A 15,700-nucleotide genomic window follows, 5' to 3' on the forward strand; every position below is an offset into this window, starting at 1 on the left:
CCCCGATATCTGTAAGGGACAGATAGAAAAGGTCGATCCGTGTCGAAAATCAAAAAGGCCGCCCGCCTCGCCTGTATCGGAGCGCTCGTGACATCGACGGCGCTTGCAGGCCCGCTGTCCGCGATTGCGCAGGAGCCCGCTCCCGAAACGCAGCAGGATGTGCCACCGGAGCCCGAGCCGCAGCCGGCCCCGCCTGTGGAGGAGCCACCGGCCGAACCGCCGGCAGAAATCGCCCCGCCGCCTCCGGTGGAGGAGCCCGCTCCGCCCCCGGTAGAGGAGCCCGAGCCCGAGCCCGAACCCGAGCCCATGCCGCAACCTCCGGCAGAAGCGCCCCCCACACCGGCAGAGGAGATCGCGCCTCCCGCCGAGGAGGCCCCACCTGCCCCGGTCGAGGAACCGGCCCCTGACGGGCCCGGCCCATCCGAGCCGGTTCCGGCCGAGCCTGCCCCGCCGCCGCCCTCGCCCGTACCGCCGGCGTCCGAAACGCGGCCGGACCCGAACGCGCCGGTCGGCAACCCGGAGGACCTGCCGATTGACCAGGGAACGGAGAGCGACGTGCCGGCCCAACCGGAAGAAGCTGCACCTCCCCCGACACCGCCGGCGCCGGCTCCGGAATCGCCGCCGGCCCCTGACGGCGCCACGGAGCCCGTGCCCGTTCCGCCATCGCCGCCGACTCCGCCGCCGGGAGTTGATGAGCCCGCACCGGAGGCTGCCGCACCGCCACCGCCTGCGGTCGAGCCCGCGCCTCCGGCAGAACAGCCGCAGCCGGTCGATGCGGCGATCCAGACCGCACCCGTCGCTCCTGGAGAGGTCGGCGCCAGCGATGCCCGCGTGCAACGCCTGGTCGAGCCGGTGCAAATCGAGCCGATCACGCGGCAGACCGGCCAGCGGATCGAGGCCGCACCGCAACCGCAGTTGCCCCCGGACGTCGAAATTGTCGAACGATCGGGCAACCGCGATATCCTGACCATCGTCGGCGCGGGACTTGCCGGTGCGGCGGCGGGCGCGGCGGCGTCCTATTTCATCCGGCCGGACGACCGGGAGCGGCTGCAACGCGATTCCCGCGACTACTATGTGGAGCAGCTTCCGCGCGGACTGACGCGTGAAACGGTGGTACGCGACAACGGCGTGCAGGTGGTGACCATCACGAACGAGTATGGCGACGTCATCCAGCGTTCGCGCATTACTCCGGACGGGCGCGAGGACGTCCTGTTTTACGACCCCTATGCCGAAGATGACACACGGGCCGGCTATGCCTACGACGCGGGTGCGGACCTGCCGCCCCTGCGCGTCGCCATCCCTCGCGACCGCTACATCGTGGATGTGATGCAGCCGGACGAAGACCTGTATTACGATACGATCGTCGCGCCGCCGGTCGAAACGGTCGAGCGCATCTATTCGGTCGACGAGGTGCGGCGTTCGGCGCGTATCCGCGACAAGGTGCGGCGCATCGACCTCGCGACGATCAACTTTGCCTTCGGCTCTGCCGATATTGAGCAGGACGAGGTACGCAACCTGCAGGCTCTGGCCGACGCGGTTGCCCGCGTGATTGAGGAGAACCCATCGGAATCCTTCCTGCTGGAGGGGCATACGGACGCCGTCGGCAGCAATGTCGCCAACCTTGCGCTGTCTGACAGACGCGCGGAGTCCGTGGCCGTGGCGCTGACCGAGTACTTCGATATCCCGCCCGAGAACCTGATCACGCAAGGGTATGGCGAGGAGCAGTTGAAGGTGAATACGCAGGAGCCGAACCGGGAAAACCGTCGCGTGACGCTTCGGCGCATCACTCCGCTGGTCAAGCCGGTCGTCACCAGCCAGCGATGAACTCCATGGGGGCCGCTTGCGCGGCCCCTTCTAGCCCGCGGACGGCGTCTGGGCATCCTGCACGGGCGGCCCCCTGTCGGACGCCAGGAAGTTCCCGAGCGGCTGCAGGCTTTCAACATAGCTGGCCAGTATCTTCACGCCGACCATGATCGGCACTGCCAGGAACATGCCGGTAACACCCCAGATCCAGCCCCAGAACGCCACCGACAGAAACACGGCGGCGGCATTCATCTCCAGCCGCCGCCCGACGATCATGGGCGTCAGGAACTGCCCTTCGAGGCTTGTACAAGCCAGGTACACGAGCACCGGTATCAATGCCGCGGCAACGTCGCCGAACTCGGCAAGGGCGATGACCCCGACCAGCGCCATGCCGACGATCGCGCCGATATAGGGAATGAAGTTCAGGACGGTGGCCAGCGCGCCGAAAACGGCGGGCGTCGGCATGTTGACGAGCCACAGGCTGAAACCCACGGCAACGCCCAGCCCGATATTGATGAGCGTGATGGTGAAAAGGTAGCGCGACAACTCCTTTTCGATCTCATGCGCGATGGAAAGCGCACGCTTCTTGTCCGAAAAGGTCGGCATGGACTGAACGAGCTTCTGGTGGAACAGGTCTCCCGACGCCAGCAGGAAAAAGAGGAATATGAGTGCGAAGCCGATGCCCGCCAGCATCTGGGGCGCGCTGTTGGCTGCCGTATCCAGCAGCGTCGGCGAACGCACCACCACCTCGCGCGGCTCTTCCTGCTGCGGCCCCTGCACCTCGCTCTGCGGTACCGTGATCGCAGTTGCATCGTCCGTGCCCTGGCGCAACCGCGTAAGTCGGGTGAACTGCTCCCGGACGGACGACACCTCCTCTTCGACGGCTTGCGCATAGCTCGGAGCGTTGCGCACGATCTGCGTAAGCGGATCGCTGAGCGCGTAGAACATGGCCGTCAGGCCGACCAGCGTGCCGAAGACGAGGAAGATCGCGGAGATCGGCTCGGGCACCTTCAGGCGGCGACGCAGAAAGCGGACGATGGGGCTGAGCACAAGGGCGAACAGAAGGGCGAAGACGACCGGCAGGATGAAGCTGGCGGTCAGGTACAACATGCCCCCGAAGAGGATGAGGAAGATGCCGATCACGGCCCAACGGGGGCCGACCTGTACAGTCTGTTTGGTAACCAGCCCGATATTGGGCGCAACGATGGTCTTGCCCTCGTCTGACGACCTGTTGTCTGCCATCGTATTCTCACCCCTCGATCTGGTGAGCTAACGTGTCGCAGGCACGGTCGTTCCGCCGACAACGGCCTGCCGCCTGGCCCGACAAAAAAAGGACGGCGCAATGCGCCGTCCCTGGTCAATTCGTATTATTCCTGCCGGTCTAATGCAGGATCTGCGAGAGGAAAAGCCTGGTTCGCTCGTGCTGCGGGTTCCGGAAGAACTCTTCCGGTACGTTCTGCTCCACGATCTGGCCGGCGTCCATGAAGATGACGCGATCCGCAACCTGGCGTGCGAAGCCCATCTCGTGCGTGACGCAGATCATGGTCATGCCCTCTTCGGCCAGGCCCACCATCACGTCCAGCACTTCCTTGATCATTTCCGGGTCGAGCGCCGAAGTCGGCTCGTCGAACAGCATGACCTTGGGGCTCATGCAGAGCGAACGCGCTATCGCCACGCGCTGCTGCTGGCCACCCGAGAGCTGGCCCGGATATTTAAGCGCCTGATCCGGAATCTTGACCCGGGTCAGATAGTGCATCGCGATCTCCTCGGCCTTGGCCTTCGGCATCTTGCGCACCCAGATGGGGGCAAGGGTGCAGTTCTCCAGGATCGTGAGATGCGGGAACAGGTTGAAGTGCTGGAACACCATGCCGACCTCGCGGCGCACGACATCGATCTTCTTGAGGTCGTTCGTCAACTCGACATTGTCGACGATGATCTGGCCCTTCTGGTGTTCCTCCAGCCGGTTGATGCAACGGATCATCGTGGACTTGCCGGAACCGGAAGGACCGCAGACGACGATACGCTCGCCGGTACGGACTTTCAGGTTGATGTCGCGCAGCACATGGAACTCGCCGTACCACTTGTTGACGTTGATGAGTTCGATGGCGGTTTCGCCGGTCTTGGTGGCCACCTTGGCCGCTGTTTCAACGCTCATGCCGAAACTCCGAGAAATTGGGGGAAGTCCGGCGGCCGCACAGGCGGCCGCCATGGGATCAATTATTCGGCTAGTGCTTGTGGCCGGTACTCAGCCGCCGCTCCATGAAGATGGAGTAGCGCGACATGGCGAAGCAGAACAACCAGAACACGAAACCAGCAAAGACGAGGCCCGTTGCCGGTGTCGATGGCGTGATCCAGGCCGGGTCGTTGAAGCCGCGGCGGACCGTGCCGAGCAGATCGGCGATACCGATGATGTAGACCAGGCTCGTATCCTTGAACAGGCCGATGAAGGTGTTCACGATACCCGGGATCACCAGACGCAGGGCCTGCGGCAGAATGATCATGCGCATCTTCTGCCAGTAGGTCAGCGCCATCGCATCGGCGCCTTCGTACTGGCCCTTCGGAATGGCCTGGAGCCCGCCGCGGATCACCTCCGCCATATAGGCGGCGGAGAACAGGGCCACACCGACTAGGACGCGCAGGAGCTGGTTGAAGCTCGTGCCCGCCGGCATGAACAGCGGCAGCATGAAGTTGGCCATGAACAGCACGGTGATCAGCGGCACGCCGCGCCAGAACTCGATGAAGATCACCGAAAGCAGCCGCACCGCCGGCATGGACGAGACCCGCCCGAGCGCCAGCAGGATACCGATGGGCAGTGATGCGGCGATGCCGACCACGGCGACCACCAAAGTTACCAGCAGGCCGCCCCACAGGTTCGTGGGTACGTGGGAAAGGCCGAAATGCGTTGTCAGCACCAGCGTGAGGGCCGCCGCCACCATGGGCGGTACGGCCAGCGACAGAGCCGAAGACTTGCGCTCTGCCGTCGCTGCCGTTGCCGCCAGAGCCAGGAGGTTTGCCCCGAGCGCGGCGAACAGGGCGACCGCCGACAGTTGCGTGAAGCGGTAGGTCAGGATCCCGACCCGGCCGGAACTCAGGAAATAGTTGGCAAGGATCGCAACCAGCGAAACGGCCAGCAGCACCTTTGCCGCCTTCATCATCACGTGCCGGTTGACGAGCGGGCTCTTCGTGACGGCCTGCGCCACCGCGATGGCTGCGGCGAGGAAGAAGAAGAGCGCGATCGCGCCGCCGCCGAGGCTGAACCGCCCGCCCGTCAGCAGTACCAGCGCCACAGGCGGCAGGACGGCAAGCAGCAGGATGGCCGTCAGCTTCTTGAACGGCACGCGCGGAATGGCGACGGCGGCAAGCAGCACGGCGAAGAGACCGAACACCCAGTCCACGCGCCAGCGTTGATCCACCGGATAAAGGCCATAGACGAATTGGCTGAAGCGCGCCCGGATGAAGGCCCAGCAGGCCCCGACGGGCTGTCCGTCCTGCGCAAGGCAGGCTGTGCGGTCCTCGCCGCTGAATACGGCCGTGGCGAAGCCCCACAGATAGATGTTCCATGCCAGCCAGGCGACGAAAAGCGACAGGACGATGGTCAGCGCGCTGTCGAACGGCGTGGCGAACAGATGCGTGCGCATCCAGCCGAAAGCGCCTCTTTCGCTGCCAGGCGGGGGCAAGGCCACCTTCGGCTCGCGTGCGACATATGCGGAAACTTGTTCTTCCATGCGGTTATTTCCCCCGATCGAAGAACTGAAGAGAAGTGCGGTTCATGGGGGGGTCCTCAGCGTTCGACCAGTCGCATGCGACGGTTGAACCAATTCATCACGATGGACACGGTGAGGCTCAATCCGAGGTAGACCGTCATCCAGATCATCACGACCTCGATGGACTGGCCCGACTGGTTGAGGACCGTCGATCCGACGGCGACGAGATCCGGATAGCCGATCGCGAGGCCCAGCGACGAATTCTTGGTCAGGTTGAGATACTGGCTCGTCAGCGGCGGGATGATGACCCGAAGGGCCTGCGGCACGATCACGAGGCGCAACGCGAGATTGCGTCGCAGCCCGAGGGAGGCTGCGGCCTCGCTTTGCCCCTTGGACACGGCCAGCACGCCGGCGCGCACGATCTCCGCGATGAAGGAGGCCGTATAGACCGAGAGGGCGAGGAAGATGGCCAGGAATTCCGGCCGGACCTGGAAGCCGCCCGTCAGGTTGAAGGTGCCGCGCGTCGGAGTTTCCAGTGTCGCCGGCATGCCGGTTGCAAGGAAGACGACGAGGGGCAGTCCGACGATCAGGCCGAGTGCGATCGGCCACAGCTTGCGCCTTTTGCCCGTCTTCATCTGCTGTGCACGGAACATCCGGCCAAGGACGACGGTGAGCACGATGCCGAGCAGCAGTGAGACACCTGTCAGCCAGGCCAGGTCACCCCAGATGGCGATGGGCGTCTGCAGGCCGCGGTTCGAGAGGTAGACTTCGAACGGAAACTCGATGGCCTGGCGCGGCAGCGGCAGCACCGCAAGCACGCCGAAATACCAGAACAGGATCACCAGCAGCGGCGGTATGTTGCGGAAGATCTCGACATAGGCCGTCGCCATGCTGCGCACGACGAAATTGTGAGACAGCCGGCCCAGCCCGACGATGAAACCGAGGATCGTCGCGAAGACTATTCCGGTTGCCGCCACGATGAGCGTGTTGACGAGACCGACCAGAAGGGCATGGCCGTAGGTGGAGTCGCTGGTGTAGCCGATCGGCACCTGCGAGATGTCGAAGCCGGCCCTCCCCTCGAGGAAGCCGAATCCGGAAGCGATGTTGGCTGAGCGAAGGTTGGTCGCGGTGTTATGAACGATCCACCAGCCGAAGGCGAAAATGGCGCCGACGAGCAGAACCTGGATGACCAGGCCTCGCACCGTGGGATTTGTCCAAAGGCTTTCGCGAGCCTCAGCGGATTTCAACGACTGTATGTCTGCCGTCATGAGGTTCCGTCAAATTTTTAAAGCGAAATGAAGAAACCGCGGGCCACTCGGGGCCCGCGGTCGATTGTCGTGCCGTTGCTCAGCGAACCGGCGGCGCGTACTGCAATCCGCCGTTCGTCCACAGCGCGTTCTGGCCGCGGGCGATACCCAGCGGCGAACCCGCGCCGACGTTGCGCTCGAACATCTCGCCGTAGTTGCCGACGGCCTTGACGGCCTGGGCAGCCCAGTCGGCCGGCAGGCCGGCATCGGCGCCGAACGTGCCCTCGGTGCCGAGCAGGCGGCGGATCTCGACGTTGTCGGAGTTCTTCATCTCTTCGACGTTCGCCTGCGTGATGCCGAACTCTTCGGCGTTCAGCAGGGCGAAGTGCACCCACTTGACGACGTCGAACCACTGCGGGTCACCCTGGCGCACCGCCGGGCCAAGGGGCTCCTTGGAGATGATTTCCGGCAGCACGATGTGCTCGTCCGCGTTGGCCAGCTCGAGACGCGAGGCATAAAGGCCGGAAGCGTCCGTCGTCAGCACGTCGCAGCGGCCGCTGTCGTAGGCGGCGTTCACGTCGGCCTGCGACTCGATGACGACCGGATTGTATTCGAGGTTGTTGGCGCGGAAATAGTCCGCGAGGTTCAGCTCGGTGGTGGTGCCGCTCTGCACGCAGACCGTGGCGCCCGAAAGCTGCAGCGCCGAATTGACGCCGAGCGCCTCGCGCACCATGAAGCCCTGGCCGTCATAGTAATTGATGCCTGCGAAATCCAGGCCCAGCGCCGTATCGCGGCTCATGGTCCAGGTGGTGTTGCGGGCCAGGACGTCGACCTCATTGTTCTGCAGGGCTGGGAAACGCTGCACGGCCGACAGCGGCGTGAACGTCACCTTCGTGCCGTCGCCGAAGATGGCGGCTGCGATGGCCCGGCAGTAATCGACATCGAGGCCGGCCCACTCGCCGTCGTCCTTCTGATAGCCGAAACCCGGAAGGCCGGTGTTGACGCCGCAGCGGACCGTACCGCGCTCCTTGGTGGCAGCGAGCGTCTGTGCGGATGCGGTCCCCGCCGCGACACCCAGAGCCGAGAGGCAGAGGGCGGCAGTCAGAAGCTTCAATTTCATGGAACACCTTCCGTTTGAATATGAACGTATCGAAATCATTGCCGACTTTCAGGCCACGCGGTATCCACGCCATGACTTCGACTGGCGACAATCACATGCGATAAAAATTGGCAGGTCAAGCTTCCGCCGCATTTTTTGCAAGAGCGAAAGGTGTACTCGAAATTACTGCACGTTCCGCGATCAAAAGGACGTAAACTTGAGCAACAATCAGAAGTCTTCAACACGTAATCGTCATCTGCACACGCAGGCCGCTCACGCGGGGTGGGACCCGGCGACCCACGATGGCTTCATCCATCCGCCTGTCGTCCATGCGTCCACGGTTCTGTTTCCGGACACCGAAACCATGCGCAGGGGCGCACAGCGATATACTTACGGGCTTCGCGGCACACCGACGACCGAGGCGCTGGAGGCGGCGCTGGACGCCATGGAAGGCTCTGCCGGAACGATCCTCGTCCCGTCCGGACTTGCGGCGATAACCGTACCTCTTCTGGCGTTCCTCGGCGCCGGGGATCATCTACTATGCGTAGATTCCGTCTACGGACCGACGCGCCGCTTCTGCGCACAGATGTTGCAGCGCACAGGTGTGGATATCTCCTACTTCCACCCGGACGACGACCTCGAATCACACATTCGGCCCGAGACTCGGGTCGTCTTTCTCGAGGCGCCAGGCTCCAACACATTCGAAATGCTCGACGTAGCCCGCGCCTGCGAGATCGCCCATGCGCGGGGCGCCGTGACGATGATGGACAACACTTGGGCGACGCCCATGTATTTCCGCCCTCTGGAACACGGGGTGGACCTGTCGATCCACGCCCTGACCAAATATCCTGCGGGCCATTCCGACGTGATGCTGGGCAGCGTGTCGGCCACGCGCGAAACCTACGGTCGCCTTCGCGAGGCGCAGATGGCACTCGGCGTCAACGCCGCGCCCGACGATGCCTACCTGACGCTGCGCGGGCTGCGTACCATGCCCACCCGGATCGAGCGCCACGGCCGCTCCGCGCTGGCCATCGCCGAATGGCTGGAAAGCCATCCCGGCGTTGCGCGCGTTCTTCACCCGGCCTTGCCGTCCTTCGGCGGCAACGCACTTTTCGAACGGCAGTTCACCGGCTCCACCGGCCTCTTCTCGATAGTGCTGAACGGCGGCGGCGACCGTGAGGCGGCATCATTCCTGGATGCGCTGGAGCTGTTCGGACTCGGCTATTCCTGGGGCGGGTTCGAAAGCCTCGCGCTTCAGCCGGACTTGTCCGACCGCGTCGCCGCCAAGGCGCCGACGGAAGGCCCCGTCATCCGGCTGCAGATCGGCCTGGAGGACGTTTCGGACCTTCAGGAGGATCTGGAGCGCGGATTTGCCGCCGTGGCGGCGGCGCGCGCGTAACTCTTGGGAGCGGCGTGCGTCCTCCTGGCATTGCCCACGTCACGACCGGTGGCGTGGGGCGATATCCTGCTTCATCTTGTCGAACTGCTTGCGCAGCTTTTCAGGCGGCTGACGCGGTTTCAGATCGACCCCGTGCGACAGGCGCTCCGCGATCGCCTCCAACGCCGTGATGCGGGCGTAGCGCTTGTCGTTGGCCGGCACGAGAACCCATGGGGCGTTCCCGACGCCGGTCCGCGACAGCATGTCGTTGGCGGCATCCTCGTAGTCGTACCATTTGTCGCGATTGCGAAAATCCTCGTAGCTCAGCTTCCACCGCTTCAGCGGATCTTCCATGCGGTCGCGGAAGCGCACGAACTGCTCCTCCGCGGTTATATAAAGGAAAACCTTGGCGACGCGGATACCGTCGTCGGTGAGGGACCGTTCGAACGCGACGATCTCGTCATAGGCGCGGCGCCATTCGGCCTCGCTTGCATAGCCTTCCACCCGCTCGACCAGAACACGGCCGTACCAGGAGCGGTCGAAGACGGCGATGCCGCCTTTCTGCGGCAGCTTTTCCCAGAAGCGCGCCATGTAGTGACGTTGCCTGTCGGCCTCGGAAGGCGCGGAAATCGGCCATACCTTGAAGCCGCGCGGATCCATCACCGTCGACATCCGCCTTATCGTGCCGCCCTTGCCGGCGGCATCCCACCCTTCGAAGACGACGACGGCGCTATCGCCCGTGTTCAGATACGCCTGCTGTATCTGCACGAAGGTCTTCTGCACGGCCTTCATGCGGCGCTTGTATTCCGTCTTGTCCAGGCGCAGCGCCATGTCGAGCCGGTCGAGACGGGGCGCTCCCCCATTGTCGGAAATGGTCGTGTCCATGCCGTACCCTCGAAAAAAGAGAGCGGCACGAGGCCGCTCTCAAGTCTGGCTGGAGTATCAGGTCACGAAACCCGATGATCGTAGAATGCGCATGGGTCGATTTGGTTGCCGCATGACGATCGCATCGCAACCAAGCGTCGCCTGCGACGTTTAGGACCGGAACGCCCGACCGGCGTGGCGAGGCGCTGCCAGTTGCCCCGACAAAAGACAAAAGCCAGGCGCAGGAGATTATGCATGTTCCGCGACAAGCCCACGGCCTATGACAGGCTGACGGACGCCATCAGCGATATCGGTGACCGGATCGTTGAGCTCGAAAGCCAGATAGCCGACCGGGTCAACCCCAAGCCGAGCACGTTCGAGCGCCTCAAGCGAGAAGTCTCCCGTCTTCCCGGCCTGCCGCATCAGCGCGGCCGGTGGGATTTCCTGTCCAACCTGCATTTGCCGAGCGCCGACGACGCGCGCGACCATCTCGATCGGGCCCAGCGCTCGCTGCGCTCCGGCGCCCATGAGGTCGGCGACCATGTGAGGGAAGGCGCGGGCACCCTGCGCTCGTACCTGCCGGCGATCACGCCCGCTTTGGGCAGCCTTCGCCTGCCCGGCGCCTCGGACATCAAGGCGCTGCGCCGCCGCCACCGCCCGCAGGGGCTGCTGGACCATGTGCGCAACAATCCCGGCCTGTCGACCGCCGTGGTGGTGGGCGGCGTCGTCCTTGCCGCCGGTGCGGCGCTTTATGCCAGCAACAAGATCGCAGAGCACGCCGAGGAACCGGACTACGATGTCGTCCGGAAGGAAGGCGACATCGAGATCCGCGACTACGAGGCGATGCTCGTGGCGGAGACCGTCAAGGGCGGTTACCACGAAAAGGCGCGCCGCCTCGGTTTCGAGGCGCTCTACAATTTCATCCGGGCTCATAACAGGTCCGGAAAGAAAATCGCCATGACGACGCCGGTCCTGCAGCAGCTTTCCGAGGGTGACGGAAAGGCCAAAGGATGGGCGATCCGCTTTATCATGCCGAGCAAGTATTCCAAATCGAGCCTGCCGGCCCCCGAGACGGACGATGTACGCATCGAGGAGGTTCCGGCGCGCCGGATGGTGGCCATCCGCTTCGGCGGCGTATTCAACGCGTCGCTCGCCAGCAAGAAGCTCATGGCGCTCTACAACTATCTCGCGGACGAAAACCTGAAGCAGAAGGGCGATCCGGTCTACGCCTTCTACAATCCGCCATGGACCCCCGGCTTCCTTCGCCGGAACGAGATCCTCATCGAAGTCGAATCTTGATGGTAAAATGATACCACCGCGTGTGGTTTCATGATACCTCACAGCGAAACCCCCGGTTTTCCGGGGGTTTCATGCGCTACGGTACTGCAGAATTCTGCCGTCCGCGGCTTGATTGCCGCACGGTTTGCCGTTATGGAATGCGTCGAAAGCGGCCGATCGGTCGCCTTTTTCATGTGTCGGGGGCTGACCCCGGCCCCCGAACGCACCTTTCCAAAGGGCATTGAGATGAAAACCTTCTCGCAGAAGAACGAGACGGTCGAGAAGAAGTGGATCCTGATCGACGCCGAAGGGCTTGTCGTCGGCCGCCTCGCGTCGCTCGTCGCGCTCCGCCTTCGTGGCAAGCATAAGCCGACCTTCACCCCGCACATCGACGACGGCGACAACGTCATCATCGTCAATGCCGACAAGGTGGTGTTCACCGGCAAGAAGTTCCAGGACAAGACCTATTATTGGCACACCGGCTATGCCGGCGGCATCAAGGAGCGCAAGGCGCGCGAAATCCTCGAAGGCCGCTTTCCCGAGCGCGTGCTCGAGAAGGCCGTCGAGCGCATGCTGCCGCGTGGTCCGCTTGGCCGCCGCCAGTTGAAGAACCTGCGCGTCTATGCCGGCGCCGAGCATCCGCACACGGCCCAGACGCCCGAAACGCTGGATGTCAAGGCGCTCAACGCCAAGAACACGAGGGCTGCATAATGGCCGATCTGAACTCCCTCCAGGATCTCGGCGCCAGCCCGGCCGCGCAGCCGGAAGCGCCCGTCCACGTCCAGAAGCTGGATGCCCAGGGCCGCGCCTACGCGACCGGCAAGCGCAAGGACGCCGTCGCTCGCGTCTGGGTGAAGCCGGGCAGCGGCAAGATCACCATCAACAACCGTGACTTTTCGGACTATTTCGCCCGTCCGGTGCTGCAGATGGTGCTGCGTCAGCCCATCGTCGCGGCAGCGCGCGATGGCCAGTTCGACGTCGTCGCCACGGTTGCCGGCGGCGGTCTTTCCGGTCAGGCCGGCGCAGTGCGCCACGGCATCTCGCGCGCCCTCACCTACTACGAGCCGGGCCTGCGCTCGGTTCTCAAGAAGGGCGGCTTCCTGACGCGCGACAGCCGTACGGTAGAGCGCAAGAAGTACGGCAAGGCCAAGGCCCGTCGTTCGTTCCAGTTCTCGAAGCGCTGACATTCAGGCGTTTCATTCAGGACTTACGAGGGTCGCAGGAAACTGCGGCCCTTTTTTCATTCTTGCGAGCGGAGCATGGCCATGGCCGGAAAATCGATCGACCACGCGTTCACCGCCACCGGCAATCTCGGTGCGGCATCCGACCCGACCTATGCGGGCGTACCCTCGTTTCTGCGTCGCCGCTTCACCAAGGAGGTATCGGGCACCGACGCCACCGTCTGGGGCATACCCTTCGACAGCGCCGTATCGAACCGGCCGGGCGCGCGCTTCGGTCCGGCGGCCATCCGCCGCGCCTCGGCGATCTTCGACAACGATCCGCAATATCCCTTCGGCCTCGACCTGTTCGAGCGCATGAGCGTCGTGGATTATGGCGATTGCCTCATCGATTATCGCCTGCCCGAGACCGCGCACGACCTCATCCACCAGGAGGCATCCGCCCTTCTGGCGAAAACCGAATTCCTTTTGACGCTCGGCGGCGACCATTCGATCACCTGGCCGCTGCTGCGGGCCCATGCGGACAGGCACGGCCCCCTCGGGCTCGTCCATTTCGACGCGCATCAAGACACCTGGCCCATCGCCGTCGCGCCTGACGGAACGCGACGCGTCGACCACGGCTCTTTCCTGCTCGCGGCGGTCGAGGCCGGCATCGTCGATCCCCGGCGGTCCATCCAGGTCGGCATCCGCACCCATGCGCCCGAAAGCTGCGGCATCGAGATCATCCATGGCGACGCGCTGGACGAGATGAGCGCCGCCGAGATCGCCGCGCGCATCGCGGCCCGCGCAGGCGCGGGCCCTGCATACCTGACATTCGATATCGACTGCCTCGACGTGGCCTTCGCGCCGGGCACCGGAACGCCCGTGGCCGGGGGGCCTTCCAGCGCGCGGATGCTGGCGGTGCTGCGCAAGCTCGGACACCTTCCCATCGTGGGAGCCGACATCGTGGAGGTATCGCCGCCCTACGACCACGCGGACATGACCGCGATTGCCGCCGCAACGGTGGCTATGTATATGCTCGGCCTGAGGGCCGAAAGGCTTGGAAGCGGAGTAAGGCAGGCATGAAACCGCGCATCTTCATCGACGGCGAGCATGGCACGACGGGCCTTCAGATACGCGCGCGCCTGGCCGGCCGCGACGATATCGAGCTGACGTCGATTCCCGAGGCGGACAGGCGCAACGCAGCCTTGCGCGAAGAGATGCTGCGCGCCGCCGATATCGCCATATTGTGCCTGCCGGACGATGCGTCGCGCGACGTCGTCACCCTTCTGGGCGGCGATAATTCCACGCGGGTGATCGACACCAGCACCGCGTTCCGCACCGCCGAGGGCTGGGTCTACGGCTTTGCCGAACTGGAGCCCGCGCAGGCCGGGCGTATCCGCGAGGCGCGCTTCGTCGCCAACCCGGGGTGCTACCCGACAGGTGCGATCGCCTTGTTGCGGCCGCTGCGGGATGCCGGCCTGTTGCCGGCCGACTATCCCGTGTCGGTCAATGCGGTGTCGGGCTATACGGGCGGCGGCAAGCAGATGATCGCCCAGATGGAAGATCCTTCGCGCCAGGACGCCATTGCCTCCCCGCACTTCCTGTACGGGCTGGACCTGCAGCACAAGCACCTGCCCGAGATGCGAACCTATGGCCGGCTGCCGAAGGATCCGATCTTCGCGCCTTCGGTCGGGCGTTTCGCACAGGGGATGCTCGTGCAGGTGCCGTTGCATCTGGAGGGCGTCTCGCCCGAGACGATCCACGCGGCGCTGGCCGAGCATTACGAGGGGCAGGATATCGTGACGGTGGCGTCGCTGACCGAAAGCGCCGGGCTGAAGCGCCTGGACCCGACGGAACTGGCAGGTACCGACCGCATGAAGTTGCACGTCTTCTCGTCAAAGGACGGAAGCCGAGTCAACCTCGTGGCTTTGCTGGACAATCTCGGCAAAGGCGCTTCCGGCGCAGCCGTCCAGAACATGGACCTGATGCTCGCTTCCTGATCAGGCAGCAAGCGCCCCATCGGGCGTCCCGACGCGCGGAAACATCGGCCGCGCGTGCACCACCGAAAGCATCAGCACGCCGATGGCGCCAGCCTGGTGCAGCAGAGCCCATTCGATCGGTACGTGCATCAGAAGCGTGGCAATGCCCAGGCCGGCCTGCACCAGGACGGCGCCCACCAGCCAGAGCGCACCCATCGAATAATGCGCGGACGGCGCTTCGCGCAGACAGCGCACGGCATGAACGACCACCACCGTCAGAAGCAGATAGGCGCCAAGCCGGTGGAAAAACTGGACTGCCTTCACGTTCTCGAAGAAATTGTGCCAGACCGGCTGCATGGAGAACAGGCCGGACGGCAGCAGCGCGCCGTCCATCAGCGGCCAGGTGTTGTAGGCGAGACCGGCGTTGAGGCCGGCGACGAGCCCGCCCAGATAAATCTGGAAGAGGCATAGGAATACGATGGCCAGCGCCATGCGCCGGCTGCTCCGCGACGGCGGCGCATCGGGCCGCAGGGGGCGCAGCCCCTCGGCAACCCACAAGGTTGCGATGAAGATGATGCAGGCAGTGGTGAGATGCACCGCCAGCCGGTACTGGCTGACGTCCGTCCGCTCCGTCAGGCCGGAGGCGACCATCCACCATCCGATGGCCCCCTGCAGTCCGCCAAGCGCGAGGATGCCGAGGAGACGCGGCTTCAGGCGGCTTTCCAGACGGCCGGTGACCCAGAAGAAGGCGAGCCCGAGCGCGAAGACGACGCCCACGCCCCGCGCCAGGAAACGATGCGCCCACTCCCACCAGAAGATGGTCTTGAACTCATCGAGGCTCATCCCTCGGTTGATGAGCTGATATTGCGGTATCTGGCGATAGAGGTCGAACTCTTCCTGCCATTCGGCGGCGGACAATGGGGGGATGACGCCGTGGATCGGCTTCCATTCGGTGATCGAGAGCCCGGATTCGGTCAAACGCGTCGCGCCGCCCACCACCACGAGGGCGAACACCATTGCCGCAGCCAGATAAAGCCAGAGCCGGATCGCCCGGTTGGATCCATTCGTTCCGGCACGAATGCCGGCCGGCTGCCGTGAGATTGCCTGCGTGTCGACCATGGGGATGCCATTCCAGATACGGTGTCGCGCATCCGGCCTTGCGTCCGGCGCACAAAGCGATCATTTGGA

General features: G+C 64.5%; 14 protein-coding genes. 7 read left to right on the forward strand and 7 right to left on the reverse strand.

The annotated features are described in order from the left end of the window. The first annotated feature begins 39 nt into the window (after positions 1 to 39). Entirely contained in the window at positions 40 to 1,824 is a 1,785-nt protein-coding gene (locus tag NDN16_RS21125) for an OmpA family protein (protein ID WP_251114610.1), read from the forward strand. Between the two features lie 30 nt (positions 1,825 to 1,854). Here the strand turns inward: NDN16_RS21125 and NDN16_RS16720 are convergent, their stop codons facing one another. From NDN16_RS16720 to NDN16_RS16740, 5 genes are all read right to left on the reverse strand, one after another. After that, positions 1,855 to 3,045, reverse strand: a complete 1,191-nt coding sequence (locus tag NDN16_RS16720) for an AI-2E family transporter (RefSeq protein WP_251114611.1) — start codon at positions 3,043 to 3,045, stop codon at positions 1,855 to 1,857. A gap of 139 nt (positions 3,046 to 3,184) precedes the next feature. Then, positions 3,185 to 3,958 carry an amino acid ABC transporter ATP-binding protein gene (locus tag NDN16_RS16725; protein ID WP_251114612.1) on the reverse strand — a complete coding sequence of 258 codons (774 nt, stop codon included), beginning with the start codon at positions 3,956 to 3,958 and terminating at the stop codon, positions 3,185 to 3,187. A gap of 70 nt (positions 3,959 to 4,028) precedes the next feature. Further along, complete coding sequence (locus tag NDN16_RS16730) at positions 4,029 to 5,528, reverse strand: amino acid ABC transporter permease (protein ID WP_251114613.1); 1,500 nt, start codon at positions 5,526 to 5,528, stop codon at positions 4,029 to 4,031. 56 nt (positions 5,529 to 5,584) lie between these two features. Beyond that, on the reverse strand, positions 5,585 to 6,775 hold the full coding sequence (locus tag NDN16_RS16735) for an amino acid ABC transporter permease (RefSeq protein ID WP_251114614.1): 1,191 nt from the start codon (positions 6,773 to 6,775) through the stop codon (positions 5,585 to 5,587). A gap of 79 nt (positions 6,776 to 6,854) precedes the next feature. Continuing rightward, positions 6,855 to 7,874 carry an amino acid ABC transporter substrate-binding protein gene (locus NDN16_RS16740; protein WP_251114615.1) on the reverse strand — a complete coding sequence of 340 codons (1,020 nt, stop codon included), beginning with the start codon at positions 7,872 to 7,874 and terminating at the stop codon, positions 6,855 to 6,857. Positions 7,875 to 8,070: 196 nt separating this feature from the next. On the opposite strand from NDN16_RS16740, the gene metC reads away from it, so the two are divergent. Further along, complete coding sequence (metC, locus tag NDN16_RS16745; RefSeq protein ID WP_251114616.1) at positions 8,071 to 9,252, forward strand: cystathionine beta-lyase; 1,182 nt, start codon at positions 8,071 to 8,073, stop codon at positions 9,250 to 9,252. Between the two features lie 39 nt (positions 9,253 to 9,291). Here metC and NDN16_RS16750 read toward each other — a convergent pair whose 3' ends face one another. Beyond that, entirely contained in the window at positions 9,292 to 10,116 is an 825-nt protein-coding gene (locus tag NDN16_RS16750; protein WP_251114617.1) for a polyphosphate kinase 2 family protein, read from the reverse strand. A gap of 234 nt (positions 10,117 to 10,350) precedes the next feature. On the opposite strand from NDN16_RS16750, the gene NDN16_RS16755 reads away from it, so the two are divergent. From NDN16_RS16755 to argC, 5 genes are all read left to right on the forward strand, one after another. Next, positions 10,351 to 11,394: an SOUL family heme-binding protein gene (locus NDN16_RS16755; protein WP_251114618.1), complete on the forward strand. Its 1,044-nt coding sequence runs from the start codon at positions 10,351 to 10,353 to the stop codon at positions 11,392 to 11,394. A gap of 225 nt (positions 11,395 to 11,619) precedes the next feature. Continuing rightward, positions 11,620 to 12,084 (forward strand): 50S ribosomal protein L13, encoded by a 465-nt coding sequence (gene rplM, locus NDN16_RS16760; RefSeq protein ID WP_039196146.1) that lies wholly within the window; start codon positions 11,620 to 11,622, stop codon positions 12,082 to 12,084. Next, positions 12,084 to 12,557: a 30S ribosomal protein S9 gene (gene rpsI, locus NDN16_RS16765; RefSeq protein ID WP_251114619.1), complete on the forward strand. Its 474-nt coding sequence runs from the start codon at positions 12,084 to 12,086 to the stop codon at positions 12,555 to 12,557. Before rplM ends, rpsI begins: the two co-directional genes overlap by 1 nt. 81 nt (positions 12,558 to 12,638) lie before the next feature. Beyond that, complete coding sequence (gene speB, locus NDN16_RS16770) at positions 12,639 to 13,616, forward strand: agmatinase (RefSeq protein WP_251114620.1); 978 nt, start codon at positions 12,639 to 12,641, stop codon at positions 13,614 to 13,616. Beyond that, positions 13,613 to 14,533 (forward strand): N-acetyl-gamma-glutamyl-phosphate reductase, encoded by a 921-nt coding sequence (argC, locus tag NDN16_RS16775; RefSeq protein ID WP_251114621.1) that lies wholly within the window; start codon positions 13,613 to 13,615, stop codon positions 14,531 to 14,533. The genes speB and argC overlap by 4 nt, the downstream gene beginning before the upstream one ends. On the opposite strand, the gene NDN16_RS16780 is transcribed toward argC, so the two are convergent. Continuing rightward, positions 14,534 to 15,631 carry a COX15/CtaA family protein gene (locus NDN16_RS16780; protein ID WP_251114622.1) on the reverse strand — a complete coding sequence of 366 codons (1,098 nt, stop codon included), beginning with the start codon at positions 15,629 to 15,631 and terminating at the stop codon, positions 14,534 to 14,536. It lies immediately after the preceding gene. Positions 15,632 to 15,700 lie beyond the last annotated feature (69 nt).

The organism is Aureimonas altamirensis, from assembly GCF_023702225.1.
Lineage (GTDB): Bacteria > Pseudomonadota > Alphaproteobacteria > Rhizobiales > Rhizobiaceae > Aureimonas > Aureimonas altamirensis_B.

Bases quoted from the DNA above. Each gene is read 5' to 3' on its own strand.
- NDN16_RS16720 (WP_251114611.1), bottom strand. From the start codon at position 3,045: ATGGCAGACAACAGGTCGTCAGACGAGGGCAAGACCATCGTTGCGCCC.
- NDN16_RS16725 (WP_251114612.1), bottom strand. From the start codon at position 3,958: ATGAGCGTTGAAACAGCGGCCAAGGTGGCCACCAAGACCGGCGAAACC.
- NDN16_RS16730 (WP_251114613.1), bottom strand. From the start codon at position 5,528: ATGGAAGAACAAGTTTCCGCATATGTCGCACGCGAGCCGAAGGTGGCC.
- NDN16_RS16735 (WP_251114614.1), bottom strand. From the start codon at position 6,775: ATGACGGCAGACATACAGTCGTTGAAATCCGCTGAGGCTCGCGAAAGC.
- NDN16_RS16740 (WP_251114615.1), bottom strand. From the start codon at position 7,874: ATGAAATTGAAGCTTCTGACTGCCGCCCTCTGCCTCTCGGCTCTGGGT.
- NDN16_RS16750 (WP_251114617.1), bottom strand. From the start codon at position 10,116: ATGGACACGACCATTTCCGACAATGGGGGAGCGCCCCGTCTCGACCGG.
- NDN16_RS16755 (WP_251114618.1), top strand. From the start codon at position 10,351: ATGTTCCGCGACAAGCCCACGGCCTATGACAGGCTGACGGACGCCATC.
- rplM (WP_039196146.1), top strand. From the start codon at position 11,620: ATGAAAACCTTCTCGCAGAAGAACGAGACGGTCGAGAAGAAGTGGATC.
- rpsI (WP_251114619.1), top strand. From the start codon at position 12,084: ATGGCCGATCTGAACTCCCTCCAGGATCTCGGCGCCAGCCCGGCCGCG.
- speB (WP_251114620.1), top strand. From the start codon at position 12,639: ATGGCCGGAAAATCGATCGACCACGCGTTCACCGCCACCGGCAATCTC.
- argC (WP_251114621.1), top strand. From the start codon at position 13,613: ATGAAACCGCGCATCTTCATCGACGGCGAGCATGGCACGACGGGCCTT.
- NDN16_RS16780 (WP_251114622.1), bottom strand. From the start codon at position 15,631: ATGGTCGACACGCAGGCAATCTCACGGCAGCCGGCCGGCATTCGTGCC.